The following is a 19,527-nucleotide window of genomic DNA, read 5'->3' on the forward strand; positions in this document are numbered from 1 at the left end:
AGCGTCCTGATGTGACCACGTCCCGATCGACCCCTCCGCGTGGCGGCACGGCCGGTGCCGCCCGTGCTCGGTCCGCCGCCCGCGAACCGCGTCCGGCCTACCAGTGCGACGCCTGCGGGCACCAGCCGCCCAAGTGGGTGGGGCGCTGCCCGGAGTGCGGCGAGTGGGGGGCGGTGGTCGAGAGCACGGTGACCGGCCCGACCGTCTCCGGTCGGGTGGTCAGCTCCCGGATGCCGGCCGAGCCGGCCCGGCCGATCGCCACCATCAGCGCCGCTCCGGCCCGCGCCCGTCCCACCGGGGTCAGCGAGCTGGACCGGGTGCTCGGCGGCGGCCTGGTCCCCGGTGCCGTGGTGTTGCTCGCCGGCGAGCCCGGCGTGGGCAAGTCGACCCTCCTGCTCGATGTGGCACAGCAGTGGGCGGTCAATGCCGGCAGCCCTTCGCTGGTGGTCAGCGGCGAAGAGTCGGTGAGTCAGGTGCGGCTGCGCGCCGAGCGGATGGGCACCCTGCACGAGCAGCTCTACCTCGCCGCGGAGAGCGACCTGGCCTCGGTGCTCGGGCACCTCGACGCGGTCAAGCCGGGCCTGTTGGTGCTCGACTCGGTGCAGACCATCTCGACGACCGGCACCGAAGGGGTGCCCGGTGGGGTGACCCAGGTCCGCGCGGTCACCGCGGCGCTGGTGTCGGTCGCCAAGGAGCGGGGCATCGCCACCGTGCTGGTCGGGCACGTCACCAAGGACGGCCAGGTGGCCGGGCCTCGGGTGCTTGAGCACCTGGTCGATGTGGTGCTGCACTTCGAGGGCGACAAGCACTCGTCGCTGCGCCTGGTGCGCGGCGTGAAGAACAGGTTCGGCGCGGCCGACGAGGTCGGCTGCTTCGAGATGCACGAGGGCGGCATCAGCAGCCTGGCCGACCCGTCCGGGCTGTTCCTGACCCGCTACGCGGAGCCGGTCCCGGGCACCTGCGTCACGGTGGCAATGGAAGGGCGGCGGGCGCTGGTCACCGAGGTGCAGGCGCTGATCGGCGCGACGGTGGCGGGCTCTCCCCGACGCACCGTCTCCGGCCTCGACTCGGCGCGACTGGCGATGGTGCTCGCGGTGCTGCAACGGCGCACCGAGCGGCTGACCCTGCACGACCGGGAGGTTTTCGCCGCCACCGTGGGCGGGATCCGGGTGGTGGAGCCGGCCGCCGACCTGGCGGTGGCCCTGGCGGTCGCCTCCGGCGGGCTCAACCTGGCGATCGCGCCGCACCTGGTGGCGATCGGTGAGGTGGGGCTGACCGGCGAGGTGCGGCGGGTCGGGGCGGTGCCGCGCCGACTGGCCGAGGCGGCCCGGCTGGGGTTCAAGGTGGCCCTGGTGCCGCCCGGCTGCGGCCCGGCCAGCACCGGCGCCGGGCCCGAGCAGATGCGGGTGACCGAGGTCACCGACGTCCGTTCGGCGCTGCACCATGCGGCCCGTGCGTCCGCCGAGTGACCCACCGTGCCGACGAGGGCGGCGAAACCGGACAGCGGGTCGTAAGCGGGAAACGCCGGAGAGGGCGGCATCGTGACACATCACAGTAACCACGACAGCACCCACCGCACGGCAGTCCGTAGACTGTGCCCGTGCCGATCGACCGCGATACCACCAAGCCAGCCGGCGCGCCGCCCCAGGCCCGCACCGGCGCCGTGGGCTCGCCCGCCCGCCCGATCAGCGTGAGCGTGACTGCGGGGGCCGCCGGGAGCGCCGGAGATCCGCTGCGGGCCAACCTCGCCCTAATGGCCCCGGGCACCGCCCTGCGCGACGGTCTGGAGCGCATTCTGCGGGGTCGCACGGGTGCGCTCATCGTGCTCGGCTACGACAAGGTGGTCGAGGGCCTGTGCACCGGCGGCTTCCCGCTGGACGTGGAGTTCTCCGCGACCCGGGTGCGCGAGCTGTGCAAGATGGACGGCGCCGTTGTGCTCTCCAGCGACGGCACCAGGATCGTCCGGGCCGCCGTGCACCTGATGCCTGACCCGTCCATCCCGACCGAAGAGTCCGGCACCCGGCACCGCACCGCCGAGCGGGTGGCCCGCCAGACCGGCTATCCGGTCATCTCGGTCAGCCAGTCCATGCGGATCATCAGCCTCTACGTCAACGGTCAACGACACGTGCTCGACGACTCGGCGGCCATCCTCTCCCGCGCCAACCAGGCGCTCGCCACCCTGGAGCGCTACAAGCTCCGGCTGGATGAGGTCTCCGGCACGCTCTCCGCCCTGGAGATCGAGGATCTGGTCACCGTGCGGGACGCGGTGGCAGTGGTGCAGCGACTGGAGATGGTCCGCCGGATCGCCGACGAGATCGCCGGCTACGTGGTGGAGCTGGGCACCGACGGCCGCCTGCTCGCCCTGCAACTCGACGAGCTGATGGCCGGCGTGGACGCCGACCGGACCTTGGTCATCCGGGACTACCTCCCGGTCGGCCGCAAGTCCCGCACCCTGGACGAGGCTCTTGTCGAGCTGGACCTGCTCGGTGCCACCGAGCTGATCGACCTGGTGTCGGTCGCCAAGGCGATCGGCTACCCGGCGGCGTCCGACGCGCTCGACGCCGCGGTCAGTCCGCGCGGCTTCCGACTGCTGGCCAAGGTGCCCCGGCTCCCGGTGGCGGTGGTCGACCGCCTGGTGCTGCACTTCGGCAGCCTCCAGCGGCTGCTCGGCGCGACAGTGGAGGACCTGCAAGCCGTCGAAGGGGTCGGCGACGCCCGGGCCCGTGGCGTCCGTGAAGGACTGTCCCGGCTCGCCGAGGCATCCATCCTGGAACGCTACGTCTGAGCGGGCTCAGCCGGCGACGGTCAGCTTCACCGGCTCGCTGAGCTTCGTGCCGACCCTGGCGAACACCTGGTACGACCCGACCGGCGCGAACGGCCCACCGGCCAGCGCACCGTCGCAGCGGCTGGTGTCCCGCCCGTTCCACGGCACCTCGTAGGAGCGCACGAAGCCCGGCGTGAAGGTCTGCACGTCCGACCCCTGGACCTTGCCGCAGGTGTCCGACGACCAGACCTTCTCGGCACCGGACTTGATGAAGATCTCCTGCAGGTCGGCGCCGACGTTGCGACTGCACGTCCGGTCCGACGTGTTCTTGATCTTCAGTTGCAGCTCGACCACCGCGCCTCGCTGCACCGAGGTCTGGCTCGCCGACGAGACCACGCTGATCTCCCCGTCGGTGCAGGTGCCGTCGTCCTCCGAACCGGCCGCCGCGCCCAGCGGCGGGGTGTTGCTGGTGATCGCCGGGCTCGGAGTCGTCGCAGTCGAATCAGCGGGCGCGGGCGGTGACGGAGACCCGGTCTGCGGTGTCAACACCGGCCCGCCGGGATCAGACGTCGCGGAGGACGTCGCCGACGGGGTGCCTCCCGCCGTCGGCTTCTGACCGCCGGACCGATCCGAACCGGTGCAGGAGTAGAGCAGGACAATCAGGAACAGAAACCCCGCTCCGAGTACGACGGCGCGACGCCGCCAGTACACGGCGGGTGGCAGGGGGCCGACCGTCAGACGCATGATGCCCTCCACCGTAGCCGCGCCGTACCCGGCAGTGCGGCGCGACGCGCCGGAACCGATTCGAGGGGTACGCCCCACCGTCCACTGAGGACAGACGACGCACTGGTCACAGGTAGACCTTGCGCTGATAGATCGCGTGCGCACCGGCCACCCGGTCCAGGAAGAGCAGCCCCGCGCAGTGGTCGATCTCGTGCTGCAACGCCCGAGCTTCGAAGCCGTCGGTCACCAACCGGACCGGCTCGCCACTGCCCGGCAGGTCACCCTCCACCACCAGCCGGCTGGCCCGCTTCACGTCACCGGTCAGGTCCGGCACCGACATGCAGCCCTCCCGGCCCGGCTTCCACCGGGTCGCCTCGACCACCCGCGCGTTGCACAGCACGAACGTGCCGTGCACCGTCACCGCCTTCGGATGCCCGGTCACGTCGACAGCGAAGACCCGAGCGCCCACCCCGACCTGCGGTGCGGCCAGCCCGACGCAGCCCGGCGAGACCCGCATCGTGGCCACCAGGTCGGCCGCCAACTGGACCGTCTCCGCGGCGGTGGGATCGACCTCGTCCGAGGCCCGGCTCAACACCGCGTGCGGGGCGGACACCACCGGCCGCACCACGCCAGGCACCAACAGCGAGTCCGGCGTCCAGTCACCCAGACCGGTGTACGCCTCGACGTCCGGCACGCGCTCCTCGCCCGTCACAGCAGATCCGGGTCCGCCGGCCGGAGGGTGACCTCCACGCCCAGCTCGGCAGCCGTCCGGTGTAGCCGGTCAACCAGAGTGTCCGCCACCCCGGCCGGCAACTCGACCTCCGCCAGGACCACGTAGAGCTCACCGGTCAACCGGGTGCTCAGGTCGGTGACATTCCCCCCGGCGTCCACCAGCACCCGGGTCATCGCCGCGACGATCCCCATCCGGTCCGAACCGTGCACCGCCATCACGTACGGCTCACCGGCCGGCGGCACGTCGCCGTCCGGTGTGACCGCGCGTACCGTCGCCAGCAGCTGGCCCTCGGCGGTCAGTGACGCCAGTGCGGCCTCGACCTCGGCGGCGGCCGGGCCGGTGCAGATGAGGGTCATCGCGAAATGCCCCCGCAGCCGCGTCATCGTGCTGTCGGTGAGGTTCGCGCCCAGTCGGGCCAGCACCTCCGCGACGTCGGCCACGATGCCCGGCCGGTCCCGACCGATGACGGTGATCGCGAGCTCGTTCATCCGGGCATTCTCCCCCGTCCGCCGGACGACGTCGTGGCACCCCGCCCGAGCCGCCCACCCAACGGGAACGCCGGGCGTGACATCATCGACGACGCCATGACTCAACCCGACTTCGCCACAGCGGTCAGCCGATGGTTCCAGCAGCACGCCCGGGACCTGCCGTGGCGCGAGCCCGGTGTCACCCCGTGGGCCATCCTGGTCAGCGAGGTCATGCTTCAGCAGACGCCAGTCGTCCGGGTGGTGCCGGCCTGGGAGGCCTGGCTGGCGCGATGGCCGGAGCCGGCCGCGTTGGCGGCGGACACCCCCGCCGAGGCGATCCGGATGTGGGGACGCCTCGGCTACCCCCGTCGGGCGGTGCGGCTGCGCGAATGCGCGGTCGCGATCGTCGACCGGCACGCCGGCCAGGTGCCGGACCGGCTGGAGCACCTGCTGGCACTGCCCGGCGTCGGCACCTACACCGCGCGGGCGGTGGCCGCCTTCGCGTACGGGCAGCGGCACCCGGTGGTCGACACCAACGTACGCCGGGTCGTGTGCCGGGCAGTGGCCGGTGAACCGGACGCCGGGCCGGTCACCCGACCCGCCGACCTGGTCGCCACCGAAGAACTGCTCCCACTGGAACCGGCAGCGGCAGCGCTGGCCAGTGCCGCGTTCATGGAGCTGGGAGCGGTGATCTGCACCGCCCGGTCGCCGCGCTGCACGGCCTGCCCCGTCGAGTCGACCTGCGCCTGGCGGGCGTCCGGCCAGCAGGCACCGGCGGGGCCGACCCGTCGGCCCCAGCGGTACGCGGGTACCGACCGACAGGTACGCGGCCTGCTGCTCGGGGTGCTGCGGGACAGCACCGGGCCGGTTCCGCACCAGCGGCTGGACCAGGTCTGGACCGACGACGTGCAGCGCGCCCGCGCCCTCGCCGGCCTGGTGCAGGACGGGCTGGTCGAGCCCGCCGGCACCGACTCCTTCCGCCTGGTCGGTGACGGCCCCTCCCTGCCAACGGCCGACCTCACGACCTGACCGTCCGCAAGATCGTGCTCGATCCTGGAAGTAGTGGTGTCAGGCGCGACGGATGCCACTACATCCTGGATGTTGTGCGATCTTGCGGGCGGAAGCGCTCCACCGGGACGAGGCCACCGCCGAGCGGGCGGGCCGAGCGGGTGCGACGGGTCGGGCGGGTCGGGCGGTCCTGGAGGGTGGTCGGCCGGGCGGCGGCGGGGTGGCGGGTGTTGTTCGTGCGGGTGGCGCACGAAGGCGGGGCCCCGGTGGCTTGCGCCACCGGGGCCCCGCCCCTTGCCGGTTGTGCTACTCGTCCACGCCTGCGGCGGCGGTGCCAGCGGCAGTGCCACCGAGATCGGCCGGGACGGCGTCCGGAACGTCGACCGGCTTGTCCGAGCCCCGGAAGACGAGCTTGGACTTGTCGATGTCGTCCGGGTCGCCCTCGCAGTCGACCACCACGATCTGACCGGGGGTCAGCTCGTTGAACAGGATCCGCTCGGAGAGGTTGTCCTCGATGTCGCGCTGGATCGTGCGACGCAGCGGACGGGCACCGAGCACCGGGTCGAAGCCCTTCGCGGCCAGGTACTTCTTGGCGTTGTCGGTCAGCTCCAGACCCATGTCCTTGTTCCGCAGCTGGCCCTCGATCCGCTGGATCATGATGTCCACGATCGAGAGGATCTCGGTCTGACGCAGCTGGTGGAAGACGATGGTGTCGTCGATCCGGTTGAGGAACTCAGGCCGGAAGTGCTGCTTGAGCTCGTCGTTGACCTTCTGCTTCATCCGGTCGTAGTTGGACTCGGAGTCCTCCGACTGCTGGAAGCCCAGCGACACCGCCTTGGCGACGTCTCGGGTGCCCAGGTTGGTGGTCAGGATGATGACCGTGTTCTTGAAGTCCACGATCCGACCCTGACCGTCGGTGAGCCGACCGTCTTCGAGGATCTGCAGGAGCGTGTTGAACACGTCCGGGTGGGCCTTCTCGATCTCGTCGAAGAGGACCACCGAGAACGGCCGACGCCGCACCTTCTCGGTCAGCTGCCCGCCCTCGTCGTAACCGACGTAGCCGGGAGGGGCACCCACGAGCCGGGAGACCGTGTAACGGTCGTGGAACTCGGACATGTCCAGCTGGATGAGGGCGTCCTCGCTGCCGAAGAGGAACTCGGCGAGCGCCTTGGACAGCTCGGTCTTACCGACACCGGACGGGCCGGCGAAGATGAACGAGCCCGACGGGCGCTTCGGGTCCTTCAGGCCGGCCCGGGTACGCCGGATCGCCTTCGAGACCGCCTTGACCGCGTCCTCCTGGCCGATGACGCGCTTGTGCAGCTCGTCCTCCATGCGCAGCAGGCGCGAGGTCTCCTCCTCGGTCAGCTTGTAGACCGGGATGCCGGTCCAGTTGCCGAGCACCTCGGCGATCTGCTCGTCGTCAACCTCGCTGACGACGTCCAGGTCACCGGCCTTCCACTCCTTCTCCCGCTGGGCCTTCTGGCCGAGCAGCTGCTTCTCCTTGTCGCGCAGCTGGGCGGCGCGCTCGAAGTCCTGCGCGTCGATCGCGGACTCCTTGTCGCGACGCACCTGGGCGATGCGCTCGTCGAAGTCACGCAGGTCTGGCGGCGCGGTCATCCGGCGGATCCGCATCCGGGCACCGGCCTCGTCGATCAGGTCGATCGCCTTGTCCGGCAGGAAGCGGTCGGAGATGTACCGGTCGGCCAGCGTCGCGGCGGCCACGAGCGCCGCGTCGGTGATGCTCACCCGGTGGTGGGCCTCGTACCGGTCGCGCAGACCCTTGAGGATCTCGATGGTGTGGGCCAGCGACGGCTCACCCACCTGGATCGGCTGGAACCGGCGCTCGAGCGCGGCGTCCTTCTCCAGGTGCTTGCGGTACTCGTCGAGGGTGGTGGCACCGATGGTCTGCAGCTCGCCACGGGCCAGCATCGGCTTGAGGATGCTGGCGGCGTCGATGGCGCCCTCGGCGGCACCCGCACCCACCAGGGTGTGGATCTCGTCGATGAACAGGATGATGTCGCCGCGGGTGCGGATCTCCTTGAGCACCTTCTTGAGGCGCTCCTCGAAGTCACCGCGGTAGCGGGAACCCGCGACCAGCGCACCCAGGTCGAGCGTGTAGAGCTGCTTGTCCTTGAGGGTCTCGGGCACCTCGCCCTTGATGATCTTCTGGGACAGCCCCTCCACCACGGCGGTCTTACCGACGCCGGGCTCACCGATCAGGACCGGGTTGTTCTTGGTACGGCGGGAGAGCACCTGCATGACCCGCTCGATTTCCTTCTCGCGCCCGATGACCGGGTCGAGCTTGCCCTCGCGGGCGGCCTGGGTCAGGTTGCGGCCGAACTGGTCCAGCACCAGGCTGGTCGACGGCGCGGCCTCACCCGGCGCGGCGCCCGCCGCGGCAGGCTCCTTGCCCTGGTAGCCGGAGAGCAGCTGGATCACCTGCTGGCGGACCCGGTTGAGGTCGGCGCCGAGCTTGACCAGCACCTGGGCGGCGACGCCCTCGCCCTCACGGATCAGCCCGAGCAGGATGTGCTCAGTGCCGATGTAGTTGTGGCCGAGCTGCAGCGCCTCGCGCAGCGACAGCTCCAGCACCTTCTTCGCCCGCGGCGTGAACGGGATGTGCCCGCTCGGCGCCTGCTGGCCCTGGCCGATGATCTCCTCGACCTGCTGGCGGACGCCCTCCAGGGAGATGCCGAGGCTCTCCAGGGCCTTAGCCGCGACGCCTTCACCTTCGTGGATCAGGCCCAGCAGGATGTGTTCCGTACCGATGTAGTTGTGGTTGAGCATCCGGGCCTCTTCTTGGGCCAGGACGACAACCCGTCGCGCTCGGTCGGTGAACCGCTCGAACATGCCCTCGTGCTCCTCACGTGCCGTGCGCCTTGATGGTCAAGATCTTGGCGGGGCCGGTGCACGAACGTCCAGGACGGGCGTCCGTGCCTCCTTACTCTATCGTCGCTGACCGACTCAGCTGAGGTCGTGTGTCTCCGGTCTGGGTCAGTTCCACGTCGTTTTGAACAACCGTCCGCGCTCAGGAGGTGTTCCGGTGGCCCTGTCGCTACGCGCAGAGCGAAATCCGACTGGCGCCACCGAAGCCCGATCCGGGGTCCGGAAGCGCTCCCGGAGGCTCCGGGCGGCCGGACCGGCGGTCGCGACAAGCGTCGCGCCGGACCCTGGGGAGGTTGTCCACAGGTTGTGGACAGCTGGTCCACTGGTTGTGGACAACGACGGTCGGCTCGAATTGCTTCCCGGCCCGGACCGGACCCGACGACGCCACCCCCGAGCGGCCACCGCGACCCCAGCGGCGAAACGGTCACTCACCCCGAACGGGCACACGACGCGACATCCCGGATACGGCGACGCCGGCCCGGAGAACTCCTCCGGCCCGGCGTCGGTGTCGCCTGCGGTGGCGGCTGGCCACCACGCTGCTGACAGGTCAGCGCTTCGCGTGGAACTCGTCCACGATCTCCTGGGGGATACGACCCCGGTCCGAGATGTCCTTGCCGGCCTTCTTGGCCCACTCCCGGATCGCCTTGTTCTGTTCCCGATCGGCGGTCGCGCCACCGCGACCGCGGGCAGCCCGCCCACCGATCACGACACCACCACGGCCGACCTTGGTGCCGGCGCCAACGTACGCGGCAAATGCATCACGCAATTTCGCGGCGTTGGCGCTCGACAGGTCGATCTCGTACTGAACGCCGTCGAGGGCGAACTTGACGGTCTCGTCCGCGTCCCCGCCGTCCAGGTCATCGACCAGCTTGTGAATGATCTGCTTGGCCACGTCCCACATTCCTTTCGAGCAGGGCGCTCCTGCTAACTAGAGCACAATAACCCCCGCGCCGCTCGTCGCGTCAATAGGACCCCGTTACGGCCCGCCGTGAGCTCCGGCCCGGACTACTCCTGGCGGACCAAGGGGAAGAGGATCGTTTCCCGAATTCCGAGGCCGGTCAGCGCCATCAACAGCCGGTCGATTCCCATTCCCATACCGCCGGCCGGCGGCATTCCATACTCCATCGCCCGAAGAAAGTCCTCATCGAGACGCATCGCCTCGTCGTCGCCACGGGCGGCCAACTGCGCCTGGGCGACCAGCCGCTCCCGCTGCACGATCGGGTCGACCAGCTCGGAGTACCCGGTGCCCAGCTCGAAGCCGAGCACGTAGAGGTCCCACTTCTCGGCCAACCCCGGCTCGCTGCGGTGGCCCCGGGTGAGCGGGCTGGTCTCCTCCGGGTAGTCCCGGACGAAGGTGGGCGCCTCCAGGCCGGGAACGACCAGCTCCTCGAACAACTCCTCGGCCAGCTTGCCCGGGCCCCACTTCGGGTCCACCGCCAATCCGACCTTGTCCGCGTACTCCACCAGGCGTGAGCGTTCGGTGCGGACCGTGACCTCCTCGCCCAGCGCTTCGGAAAGCACACCGAACAACGTCACGGACCGCCACTCGCCGCCGAGGTCGAACTCGCGCCCGTCGGCGTGGGTCACCACAGTCGAACCGCTCACCGCGATCGCCGCCTGTTGCACGAGATTACGGGTCAACTCGCCGATCGTGTCGTAGTCGCCGTACGCCTGGTACGTCTCCAGCATCGCGAACTCCGGCGAGTGCGAAGAGTCGACACCCTCATTACGGAAGTTGCGGTTGATCTCGAAGACGCGGTCGACGCCGCCGACCACAGCGCGCTTGAGAAACAGTTCGGGAGCGATTCGCAGATACAGATCGGTGTTCAACGCATTGCTGTGGGTCACGAACGGTCGAGCCGTCGCGCCGCCATGCAGCAGTTGCAACATCGGCGTTTCCACCTCGATGAAGCCCTGCCCGTGCAGTGAATCGCGCAGACTGCGTACGGCGGCGGCCCGGGTACGCACCATCTCCCGTGCCTGCGGCCGGACAATCAGGTCGACGTAACGCTGCCGGACGCGCGCCTCCTCGGACAGCGGCTTGTGGGCCACCGGCAACGGTCGCAGCGCCTTCGCCGTCATCTCCCAGTGCTGGGCCAACACCGACAGCTCACCCCGGCGGCTGGTGATCACCTCACCGGTGACGCCGACGTGGTCGCCGAGGTCGACCAGGCGCTTCCACGCCTCCAGCCGCTCCGGCCCGACCCGGTCCAGCGAGAGCATCGCCTGCAACTCGGTGCCGTCGCCGTCCCGCAGGGTCGCGAAGCAGAGCTTGCCGGTGTTGCGTACGAAGATCACCCGGCCGGTGACAGCGACCTGGTCGCCGGTCGCGGTGTCGGTCGGCAGGTCGGCGTAGGCCGCCCGGACCTGCGCCAGGGTGGTGGTGCGGGGGAAGCCGACCGGGTAGGGCTCGACACCCTCGGCGAGCATCCGGTCCCGCTTCTCCCGGCGGACCTTCATCTGCTCGGGAAGGTCGTCGGCGGGGTCCACTGGCACGGGGTTCTGCTCGCTCACGGCACGCTTCCTCGTCACGATGACTACGGGGGGTCAGGCCCGAGCGTACTCAAGCGCTCAGGTGGCTGTTACCGGATAACCTGCCCGTCATGGCGGATCACACTCACGCCCTGTCCTTCGGCGTCGCGGCGAGTGACTATGACCGCTTTCGGCCACGTTATCCCGAAGCTGCGGTCCGCTGGGCCCTCGGCGGGCTGCGGGCGGGCCAAGTGGTGGATCTCGCGGCCGGCACCGGCATCCTGACCCGCGCCGTGCTGGCCCTGGGCCACCAGGTCGTACCGGTCGAGCCCGATCCGGGGATGCGGGCGCAACTCGCCGTCAGCACCCCGGGCACGACCGCGCTGGCGGGCACCGCCGAGGCCCTGCCGCTGCCCGACTCGGCCGCGGACGCGGTGCTGGTGGGCACGGCGTACCACTGGTTCGACCGGGAGCCCGCGCACGCCGAGATCGCCCGGGTGCTCCGTGGCGGTGGCACCTTCGCCCCCCTGTGGAACATCCGTGACGACAGCGTCGACTGGGTGGCCGAGCTGGGTCGTATCGCCCACTTCGGCGACAACTCAGCCAGCCTGGCGGGCAACGACCACCCCGACTTCGGCTCCGCCTTCGACCCGATCGAGCGGCGCGAGTTCCGGCACCACAGCACGCTCACGCCGGACGAGCTGCGCGGCGTGGTCCGCACCCGTTCGTACTGGCTCACCGCCACCACGGACGATCAACGGCGGGTCGAGCGGGAACTGACCGAACTCCTGAACACCCACCCCGCCCTCGCTGGCCGGGACACCATCGAGCTGCCGTACCGGACGCTGGTGCTGCGCGCCCGACGCCGCTGAGGTCCACCCGACGGCCGCCCCCGACGGCGGCCGGGGTCACCGGTTGCGCTCGTAGACCATCCGCAGGCCGATCAGCGTGATCATCGGCTCGTGGTGGGTGATGGTGCGGCACTCGTTGATCACCAGGGAGGCGAGGCCGCCGGTGGCGATCACCGCCCGCACCTCGCCCAACTCCTCGGTCATCCGCTCGACGATCCGGTCCACCTGCCCGGCGAAGCCGAAGTACAGGCCGGCCTGAAGGCACTCCACGGTGTTCTTACCGATCACCGAGCGGGGCTTGGTGGCCTCCACCTTGCGCAACTGCGCCGCCCGAGCGGCCAGCGCGTCGAAGGAGATCTCGATACCCGGGGCGAACGCGCCGCCCAGGAACTCACCGCGCTCGCTGATCACGTCGAAGTTGGTGGTGGTGCCGAAGTCCACAACAATCGACGGGCCGCCGTAGAGGGTGTACGCCGCCAGGGTGTTCACCACCCGGTCGGCGCCCACCTCCTTCGGGTTGTCGATCGCCAACTGCACGCCGGTCCGCACACCGGGCTCCACGATCACGCTCGGCAGGTCGGCGTAGTAACGGCCGAGCATGGTCCGCAGCGACCGCAACGCGGCCGGCACGGTGGAGCAGGCGGCCACGCCGGTGATCTCGACGTTGTCCCCGGCGAGCAGACCCCGGAACTTCAGGCCCAGCTCGTCCGCCGTCGAGCGGGCATCGGTCTTGATCCGCCAGGAGTGCACCAGCTTGTCGCCGTCGAAGGTCGCCAGCACGGTGTTGGTGTTTCCGATGTCGATGCAGAGCAGCACGCACGCAGCCTAGACAACTAGTCGGTACGCAGGTCCATCGCGATGTCCAGGATCGGCGACGAGTGCGTCAACGCGCCCACCGAGAGGAAGTCCACGCCGGTGGCCGCGTACCGGCCGGCCACCTCCAGGGTCAGCCCACCGGTCGCCTCCAGCTCCGCCCGGTCACCCACCGCGGCCACCGCCTCGGCCAGCGCCTCCGGCGTCATGTTGTCGCAGAGCAGGAAGTTCGCCCCGGCCTCCACCGCCTCCACCGCCTCGTCGACGCTGGTCACCTCGACCTGCACCGGCACCTCCGGGAACGCCTCCCGGACCCGCCGGTAGGCCGCCGTGATGCCCCCGGCCGCCAGCTTGTGGTTGTCCTTGATCATGGCGACGTCGTAGAGGCCCATCCGTTTGTTGGTGCCACCGCCCGCCCGCACCGCGTACTTCTCCAGAGCCCGCAGGCCCGGCGTCGTCTTGCGGGTGTCCAGCACCATCGCCTTCGTACCGGCCAGCGCGTCCGCCCAGGCCCGGGTGTGGGTGGCCACCCCGGACATCCGGCAGAGCAGGTTGAGCGCCGTCCGCTCGGCCGTCAGCAGCAACCGGGTCGGGCCGGTCACCGTCGCCAGCACGTCACCGCGGGCCACCCGCTCACCGTCGCGGGCCAGCACCGACACCTCGACGGTACGACCGAAGCCCGTCACCTCACCCACCAGCTCGAACACGGCGGCGGCCACCGCCATCCCGGCCAACACCCCGTCCGCGCGGGCCACCAGGTCGGCCGTGTCGGTCTGCTCCGCCGGGACGGTGGCCACGCTGGTGACGTCCAGGAAGTCCGGGCCCAGATCCTCGACCAGCGCGCCCTCGATCACCTGCCGCACCTGTGCCGGCTCCAGTCCGGCCGCCTGCAACGCCACCGCCGTCGGCCCCGTCAACGCCATCTCCGTCGCGCTCACCGTGAACTCCCCTCCCACTGTTGCGTCACCCGGCCCTGCGCCCCGACCGCCCCGACGAGATGGCCCAGCCACCGTTCGTCGGCCGTCGGAAAGTCCTCCCGCCAGTGGCAGCCCCGAGTCTCACCACGGGCGTACGCGGCGGCGACCAGCGTCGACGCCACGGTCAGCAGGTTCGTCGCTTCCCAGTCGGCGGTGCGCGGGCGACCCCGGGCAACACCCAGCTCGGTCAACGTCCCGGCCGTCTCGGCCAGCGTCGCCGCGGATCGGAGCACCCCGGCCCCCCGGGTCATCGCCCGCTGCAGGGTCGGCGTCACCTCCGCCGGCAGCACCCAGCCCGTGCCGCCACGCCAGGCGCCGACGTCCGCCGGCTGGGCCTGCTCGGGCAGGCCGGCCGCGATGTCCTCGGCGATCCGCCGGGAGAAGACCAGCCCTTCCAGCAGCGAGTTGCTGGCCAGCCGGTTCGCGCCGTGCACGCCGGTGCAGGCCACCTCGCCGCAGGCGTACAGGCCGGGGATGGAGGTACGGCCGCGCAGGTCGGTCCGGACCCCGCCGGAGGCGTAGTGGGCGGCCGGCGCCACCGGGATCAGGTCGGTCGCCGGGTCCACGCCGATCGCCAGGCAGGACGCCACGATGGTGGGGAACCGACCGGCCAGGAAGTCGCCGCCCAGGTGCCGCGCGTCGAGGAAGACGTGGTCCGCGCCGGTGGCCACCAACACCCGGTGGATGCCCTTGGCCACCACGTCCCGGGGGGCCAACTCGGCCAACTCGTGCTGGCCCACCATGAACCGCTTGCCGTCCGCGTCCACCAGGTACGCGCCCTCGCCGCGCAACGCCTCGGAGACCAGCGGCTGCTGCGCGTGCCCGGCCCCGGGCACCCCCGCGCCGGCCGGGGTGATCAGGGCGGTCGGGTGGAACTGGACAAACTCCACGTCGGTCACCGCCGCGCCGGCCCGCAGCGCCAGCGCCACCCCGTCCCCTGTGGAGACCGCCGGGTTGGTGGTGGCCGAGAAGACCTGCCCCATTCCGCCGGTGGCGAGCACCACCGCGCGGGCCAGCAGTGCGCCGACGCCGTCCTCGCTGCCCTCACCCAACACGTGCAGGGTGATCCCGCACGCCGGGCCGAGCCCGTCCGGGCCGTCGCCGGGCGCGCGCAGCAGGTCCAGCACGAGGGCGTGCTCGACCAGCCGGATCCACGGGTCGCGCTGCACGGCGGCGTGCAGGGCACGCTGCACCTCCGCGCCGGTGGCGTCCCCGCCAGCGTGCACGATCCGGTCCGCCCGGTGCCCGCCCTCGCGGGTCAACATCAACGAGCCGTCCGGGTGTCTGTCGAACTCGGCGCCGATCCGCATCAGCTCACGCAGCCGGGTCGGGCCCTCCTCGACCAGCACCCGGACCGCCGCCGGGTCGCACAGCCCGACCCCGGCGACCTCGGTGTCCCGGGCATGCGCCGCCGGGGAGTCGGCCGGGTCGAGCACGGCGGCGATGCCGCCCTGCGCCCAGCGGGTCGAGCCATCGTCGATGTTGACCTTGGTGACCACCGTGACGTGCAGACCCGCCTCGCGCAGGTGCAGCGCCGCGGTCAACCCGGCCACGCCGGAACCCACCACGATCACGTCGGTGGTCTCCACCCAGCCGGGCGCTGGCGCGGCCAGCAGCGTGGGCAGGGCGGGCAGGTCGACGGTCGGGAAACGCATTCCCCCAGTCAACCCGAACCGTCCTCGCCCGGGGCGGCGGGGGCGGGACGAGTGGTTTGGGCGACGCCGTCCGGCGCCCGCCGCGCCGCGTCGACCGTCAGGCCACTGTCACTTCGTCCGCACCGGCAGACCCACCGGGCCCGCGCCCTTCAGGGAGGCGGTCACCGTACGGTCGCTGAGCCACAGATAGCAGCGGATCCCCCGATCACCGACCTTCCACCGCCCCGCCCCCGGCGGCCGGACCACCACCCCGCTGCGGAAACGCAGCGTGGCGTCGTCCGGTACGCCCGCGTACCGGGCGAGGACGCTGCGACAACCCGTGTAGAGCGGCAGCCAATCGGCGTCCCGGGTCGGGTACGGCCGATCCGGTGCCCGCCACACCCCGACGAACTCCGCGTCGTGCTGTGCGCCGCACTCCACCGGGATCAACGTCTGCACCCCCCGGCCGGCGCCCGCGCGGGTCTGCTGGCAACCCAGGCGCAGCGCGGTGGGCCCTTTCAAGGCGTCCCGCAGACTGCCCGACCGGACCACCACGGTGGCCGCCGCCTCGACGGTGGTCAGCTCGGTGACGTCACAGCGGAACCACCGGGAACCCGCCGCCCAACCCGGCCCGTTGGGCAGCGCCACTGACAGCCGCAGCCGGCCCGACCGCCAGTCGTCACCCAGGTAGCCGGCCGCCCGGGTGTCGCACTCGGCGAACGCGCCGCGCAACTCCGCCGAACCACCCGCCGGGGCGGTCGTCCGCTCGACCGGGAACGCCCCCACGTGCACGGTCTCCAGCCGGTGCGGGCCGGCGCAGTCCACCGGCTGGTAGCTGGCCAGGCTGACCAGATCGGTGAAGTCGGCGGCGTGACACACGCCGGCTGCCGGGGTGAACGCCGACGGCGCCGGCAGGGCCGCCCAGTCGTCGGTCAGATCACCGTCCAGGCCGTCGGACCCGGCACAGGCCACCAGCAGCGCCGCCGCGGCAACAGCGGCGAACAGGGTCGTCATGGCACGGCGCATCGCGGCCTCCCCCAGCCACCGACCGGCTTCCGCCAGCGGGCCCAGGGTAACCGGAAATGACAGTCCGGTGACAGACCGGAATCGTGGTACCCGGGATCAGACTCCGGACACGGCCAACGGGCTGGGCACCGGGTTCCCGGCCGTGCCGGGTGCCGCCGCAGCCGGGTCGGCACCCAACTCGATCACCCGGTTGTCGGCGTCGACGTGCACCACCCGAGGCCGGTACGACCGGGCCTCGGCGTCGTCCATCTGCCCGTACGAGATCAGGATGACCAGGTCACCGGGGTGCACCAGGTGCGCGGCGGCACCGTTGATACCGATCACGCCGCTGCCCCGCTCGCCCGGGATCACGTACGTCTCCAGCCGGGCGCCATTGGTGATGTCCACGATCGCCACCTGCTCGCCGGGGAGCAGGTCGGCGGCGTCGAGCAGGTCCTCGTCCACCGTCACCGAACCGACGTAGTGCAGGTCGGCCTGGGTCACCGTGGCTCGGTGGATCTTCGACTTGAGCATGGTCCGCAACATCGGGGTGGCCTTTCGCGGGATTGGTGGAGGGTGGTGCGGCCGGGTCAGGGGCGCGGGGCGAGGTGGATCGCCGCGTTGTCGATCAACCGGGTGGCACCCACCCAGGCGGCGATCACCAACCGGGCCGGCCCGGACACCGGTCCCGGTTCCAGGTCGGGGTCGGTGAGCACCAGGTAGTCGAGGCGGGCACCGGGCGTACCGGCACCAAACGCGGCGTGCGCCGCGGTCAGCACCGCCCCCGCGTCCCGACCGTCGTCGGCGGCCCGCGCGCCGGCCCGCAACGCGGCGGACAGGCTCAGCGCGGCGGCCCGCTCCGACTCGCTCAGGTAGCGGTTGCGGCTGGACAGGGCCAGCCCGTCCGGCTCGCGGACGGTCGGCACGCCGACCACCTCGACCGGCACGTCCAGGTCCCGGGCCATCCGTCGGACCAGGGTCAGCTGCTGGTAGTCCTTCTCGCCGAAGAACGCCAGGTCCGGCCGGGTGAGCTGGAGCAACTTCAGCACCACGGTGAGCACGCCGTGGAAGAAGCCGGGACGACTCGCCCCCTCCAGCTCAGCGCCGAGCGGACCCGGGTCGAGGCGGACCCGGGGCTGCCCGTCCGGGTACATGTCCGCCACCGACGGGGCGAAGACCAGATCGGCGCCCGCCCGCCGGCACACCTCCAGGTCGGCGTCGAGGGTGCGCGGGTAGCGGTCGAAGTCCTCGTTCGGCCCGAACTGCAACGGGTTCACGAAGATCGTCACCAGCACGTGGTCGGCCTGTTCCCGGGCCGCGCGCAGCAGCGTCTCGTGCCCGGAGTGCAGCGCACCCATGGTCATCACCACCCCGACCGTGCCCTTCAGCCCGGCCCGGGCCTCGGCCAACTCGGCCCGCGTGTGCACCACCTGGGTCATGCCGCCACCTCCCGACCGCTGTCGGCCAGCACACCGAGCAGCGACTGTGCGTCCACCGGCCGGAGGCGGCCGGCGGCGATCGCCCGGTCGGCGGTACGACGGGCCAACGCCAGGTACGCGGGGACGGACTCCGGCGCGGTGGCCACCAACCGGTCCAGGTGCCGCCGTACGGTGCCCGCGTCGCCACGGGAGACCGGGCCGGTCAACGCGTCGTCGCCGAGCCGCAGCGCGTTCTCCAGGGCGGCCCGCAGCAGCGGGGCGAGCACCTTCTCCGGCCGGGACACCCCGGCGTCGCGCAACCGGTCGGTCGCCTCGTTGACCAGGGTCACCAGGTGGTTCGCGCCGTGGGCCAGCGCGGCGTGGTAGAGCGGGCGGTCCGACTCGGCCACCCACTCGGGCACGCCGCCGAGGTCGGCGACCAGTCGGGCGGCCAGCGGGCGCAACTCCGCCGGGGCGGTCACCCCGTACGAGATGCCGTCGAGGCGGGGCAGGTCGTCCGGCGTACCGGTGAAGGTCATCGCGGGGTGCAGGGCGAGCGGGCGGGCTCCGGCCGAGACGGCCGGCCCCAGCACGGCCAGGCCGTGCGCTCCCGAGGTGTGCGCGACGATCTGGCCCGGGTGCAGCGCACCCCGCTGGGCGAGGTCGGCCACCACGGCGGCCAACCGGTCGTCCGGTACCGCGACGAGCAGCAGGTCGGTGGCGGCGTGGGCCACCGCGGCGGCCGGGCGGCGGGGCACCTCGGGCAGCAGCAGGGCGAGGCGGGCGCGGCTGGCTCCGGAGCTGCCGGAGACGGCGGCCACCCGGTGCCCGGCGGCGGCGAGCGCGGCACCCAGCACGGCGCCGACACGGCCCGCGCCGACGACACCGACGGTGAGCAGACGGGAGGTGGCGCGGGCGCCGGGAACGGCGCTGTCCCACGACGCGGCAGGCCCGGGTGGGGCGGCCGGACGCGGGCGCATCGGTGCGCTCATGTCGATGATCCAGTCCTCGAGAAGGGGTACCGGTCGATCGCAAGTATGCGCCCGGCCCGCCGAACCGGGACAAGCATGTGTGAAAACCTTCACCACCGACGAGACGGCTCGTCAGGGCGTTTCGGTAGGGGCTGACGTGATGGCGCGTAGCTCGGCGGCCACCTCGGCGATCAGGTCGCTGAGCGGGGCGTCGCTGCCGGGCGCGACCCAGCGGGCGTACGCGACCCGGAAGACCGTCGCGCCCGACTCGGTGGCCAGGGTGGCAGTGGTCTCGTCGAGGCCCCTGGCGCGCAGGGCGGCGGTGACGGCGGCGGCGAGTGAGCCGGTCTTGCGCAGTTCACGCTCCTGCAGCTCCGGGCTGCTCTCGATGATGGCCTGCCGCGCCCGGACCAGTTCGAGACGGTCCGCGAAAAGCTCCTCCGCCACCCGGCGGAAGGCGGCGACGACCGCCTCGAACGGGCCGGCGTCGGTCTCGGTCACCGCCTGGACCAGGACCTCCTCGACGCGCCCACTGCCGCTGAAGAGCGCCTCGCGCTTGTCCCCGAAGAGCCGGTAGAAGGTGCGTTTGTCGAGGCCGGCACGGGCGGCGATGTCGGCGACGGTGGTCTGTTCGAAGCCGCGCTCGCGGAACAGCTCGAAGGCGGCCGCCTCCAGGCGGCCGCGCGCGTCCGGTTGCCAGCGGGCCATGCGGCGATGGTATCCGACGTCACACTGCGACATTAAGTTCGTCCGGATGTCGCGATGTGACATCACTCGGTATACGGTTATGTCGCAAGGTGACATC

At 71.7% G+C, this 19,527-nt stretch carries 18 protein-coding genes; 4 read left to right on the forward strand and 14 right to left on the reverse strand.

The genetic code is table 11. From position 1 onward, the window contains the following. Positions 1-11 precede the first annotated feature (11 nt). Positions 12-1,469 (forward strand): DNA repair protein RadA, encoded by a 1,458-nt coding sequence (gene radA / locus KBX26_RS05555; RefSeq protein ID WP_030327919.1) that lies wholly within the window; start codon positions 12-14, stop codon positions 1,467-1,469. Between the two features lie 131 nt (positions 1,470-1,600). Further along, positions 1,601-2,785, forward strand: coding sequence for a DNA integrity scanning diadenylate cyclase DisA (gene disA / locus KBX26_RS05560; RefSeq protein WP_030327921.1), 1,185 nt, complete (start codon positions 1,601-1,603; stop codon positions 2,783-2,785). Between the two features lie 6 nt (positions 2,786-2,791). On the opposite strand, the gene KBX26_RS05565 is transcribed toward disA, so the two are convergent. From KBX26_RS05565 to KBX26_RS05575, 3 genes are all read right to left on the reverse strand, one after another. Next, positions 2,792-3,508, reverse strand: coding sequence for a hypothetical protein (locus KBX26_RS05565; protein WP_030327923.1), 717 nt, complete (start codon positions 3,506-3,508; stop codon positions 2,792-2,794). A 106-nt stretch (positions 3,509-3,614) separates the two neighbouring features. Further along, entirely contained in the window at positions 3,615-4,199 is a 585-nt protein-coding gene (locus KBX26_RS05570) for a peptide deformylase (protein WP_245233493.1), read from the reverse strand. Further along, positions 4,196-4,708, reverse strand: a complete 513-nt coding sequence (locus KBX26_RS05575; protein ID WP_030327926.1) for a glycine cleavage system protein R — start codon at positions 4,706-4,708, stop codon at positions 4,196-4,198. The genes KBX26_RS05570 and KBX26_RS05575 overlap by 4 nt, the downstream gene beginning before the upstream one ends. Before the next feature lie 96 nt (positions 4,709-4,804). Between KBX26_RS05575 and KBX26_RS05580 the strand changes: the two genes are divergently transcribed. Next, positions 4,805-5,716, forward strand: coding sequence for an A/G-specific adenine glycosylase (locus KBX26_RS05580; RefSeq protein WP_030327928.1), 912 nt, complete (start codon positions 4,805-4,807; stop codon positions 5,714-5,716). 285 nt (positions 5,717-6,001) lie between these two features. On the opposite strand, the gene KBX26_RS05585 is transcribed toward KBX26_RS05580, so the two are convergent. The 3 genes from KBX26_RS05585 to lysS form a co-directional block, all read right to left on the reverse strand. Then, positions 6,002-8,545 carry an ATP-dependent Clp protease ATP-binding subunit gene (locus KBX26_RS05585; RefSeq protein WP_210864862.1) on the reverse strand — a complete coding sequence of 848 codons (2,544 nt, stop codon included), beginning with the start codon at positions 8,543-8,545 and terminating at the stop codon, positions 6,002-6,004. A gap of 583 nt (positions 8,546-9,128) precedes the next feature. Beyond that, complete coding sequence (locus tag KBX26_RS05590; protein WP_081883668.1) at positions 9,129-9,473, reverse strand: Lsr2 family protein; 345 nt, start codon at positions 9,471-9,473, stop codon at positions 9,129-9,131. Between the two features lie 113 nt (positions 9,474-9,586). Further along, positions 9,587-11,095, reverse strand: a complete 1,509-nt coding sequence (lysS, locus tag KBX26_RS05595; protein ID WP_030327934.1) for a lysine--tRNA ligase — start codon at positions 11,093-11,095, stop codon at positions 9,587-9,589. Positions 11,096-11,304: 209 nt separating this feature from the next. Between lysS and KBX26_RS05600 the strand changes: the two genes are divergently transcribed. After that, a complete protein-coding gene (locus KBX26_RS05600; protein ID WP_307857751.1) occupies positions 11,305-11,925 on the forward strand; it encodes a class I SAM-dependent methyltransferase in 621 nt (206 codons plus the stop codon). 36 nt (positions 11,926-11,961) lie between these two features. Here KBX26_RS05600 and KBX26_RS05605 read toward each other — a convergent pair whose 3' ends face one another. From KBX26_RS05605 to KBX26_RS05640, 8 genes are all read right to left on the reverse strand, one after another. Beyond that, the gene (locus KBX26_RS05605) at positions 11,962-12,720 is read right to left on the reverse strand and encodes a type III pantothenate kinase (protein WP_030327937.1); all 759 of its coding nucleotides are present in this window, start codon (positions 12,718-12,720) and stop codon (positions 11,962-11,964) included. Positions 12,721-12,737: 17 nt separating this feature from the next. Next, complete coding sequence (gene nadC / locus KBX26_RS05610; RefSeq protein ID WP_247675554.1) at positions 12,738-13,640, reverse strand: carboxylating nicotinate-nucleotide diphosphorylase; 903 nt, start codon at positions 13,638-13,640, stop codon at positions 12,738-12,740. An 11-nt stretch (positions 13,641-13,651) separates the two neighbouring features. Continuing rightward, complete coding sequence (locus tag KBX26_RS05615) at positions 13,652-15,349, reverse strand: L-aspartate oxidase (RefSeq protein ID WP_030327941.1); 1,698 nt, start codon at positions 15,347-15,349, stop codon at positions 13,652-13,654. A 108-nt stretch (positions 15,350-15,457) separates the two neighbouring features. After that, on the reverse strand, positions 15,458-16,354 hold the full coding sequence (locus KBX26_RS05620) for a septum formation family protein (RefSeq protein ID WP_210864864.1): 897 nt from the start codon (positions 16,352-16,354) through the stop codon (positions 15,458-15,460). A gap of 96 nt (positions 16,355-16,450) precedes the next feature. Continuing rightward, on the reverse strand, positions 16,451-16,879 hold the full coding sequence (panD, locus tag KBX26_RS05625) for an aspartate 1-decarboxylase (protein ID WP_030327945.1): 429 nt from the start codon (positions 16,877-16,879) through the stop codon (positions 16,451-16,453). Positions 16,880-16,923: 44 nt separating this feature from the next. Beyond that, positions 16,924-17,772 (reverse strand): pantoate--beta-alanine ligase, encoded by an 849-nt coding sequence (panC, locus tag KBX26_RS05630; protein ID WP_210864865.1) that lies wholly within the window; start codon positions 17,770-17,772, stop codon positions 16,924-16,926. After that, a complete protein-coding gene (locus KBX26_RS05635; RefSeq protein WP_030327948.1) occupies positions 17,769-18,743 on the reverse strand; it encodes a Rossmann-like and DUF2520 domain-containing protein in 975 nt (324 codons plus the stop codon). The genes panC and KBX26_RS05635 overlap by 4 nt, the downstream gene beginning before the upstream one ends. A 111-nt stretch (positions 18,744-18,854) precedes the next feature. After that, the gene (locus KBX26_RS05640; RefSeq protein ID WP_210864866.1) at positions 18,855-19,430 is read right to left on the reverse strand and encodes a TetR family transcriptional regulator; all 576 of its coding nucleotides are present in this window, start codon (positions 19,428-19,430) and stop codon (positions 18,855-18,857) included. Between the last annotated feature and the right edge of the window lie 97 nt (positions 19,431-19,527).

Origin of the sequence: Micromonospora sp. C97 (assembly GCF_018070385.1) — a bacterium.
GTDB lineage: Bacteria > Actinomycetota > Actinomycetes > Mycobacteriales > Micromonosporaceae > Micromonospora > Micromonospora parva.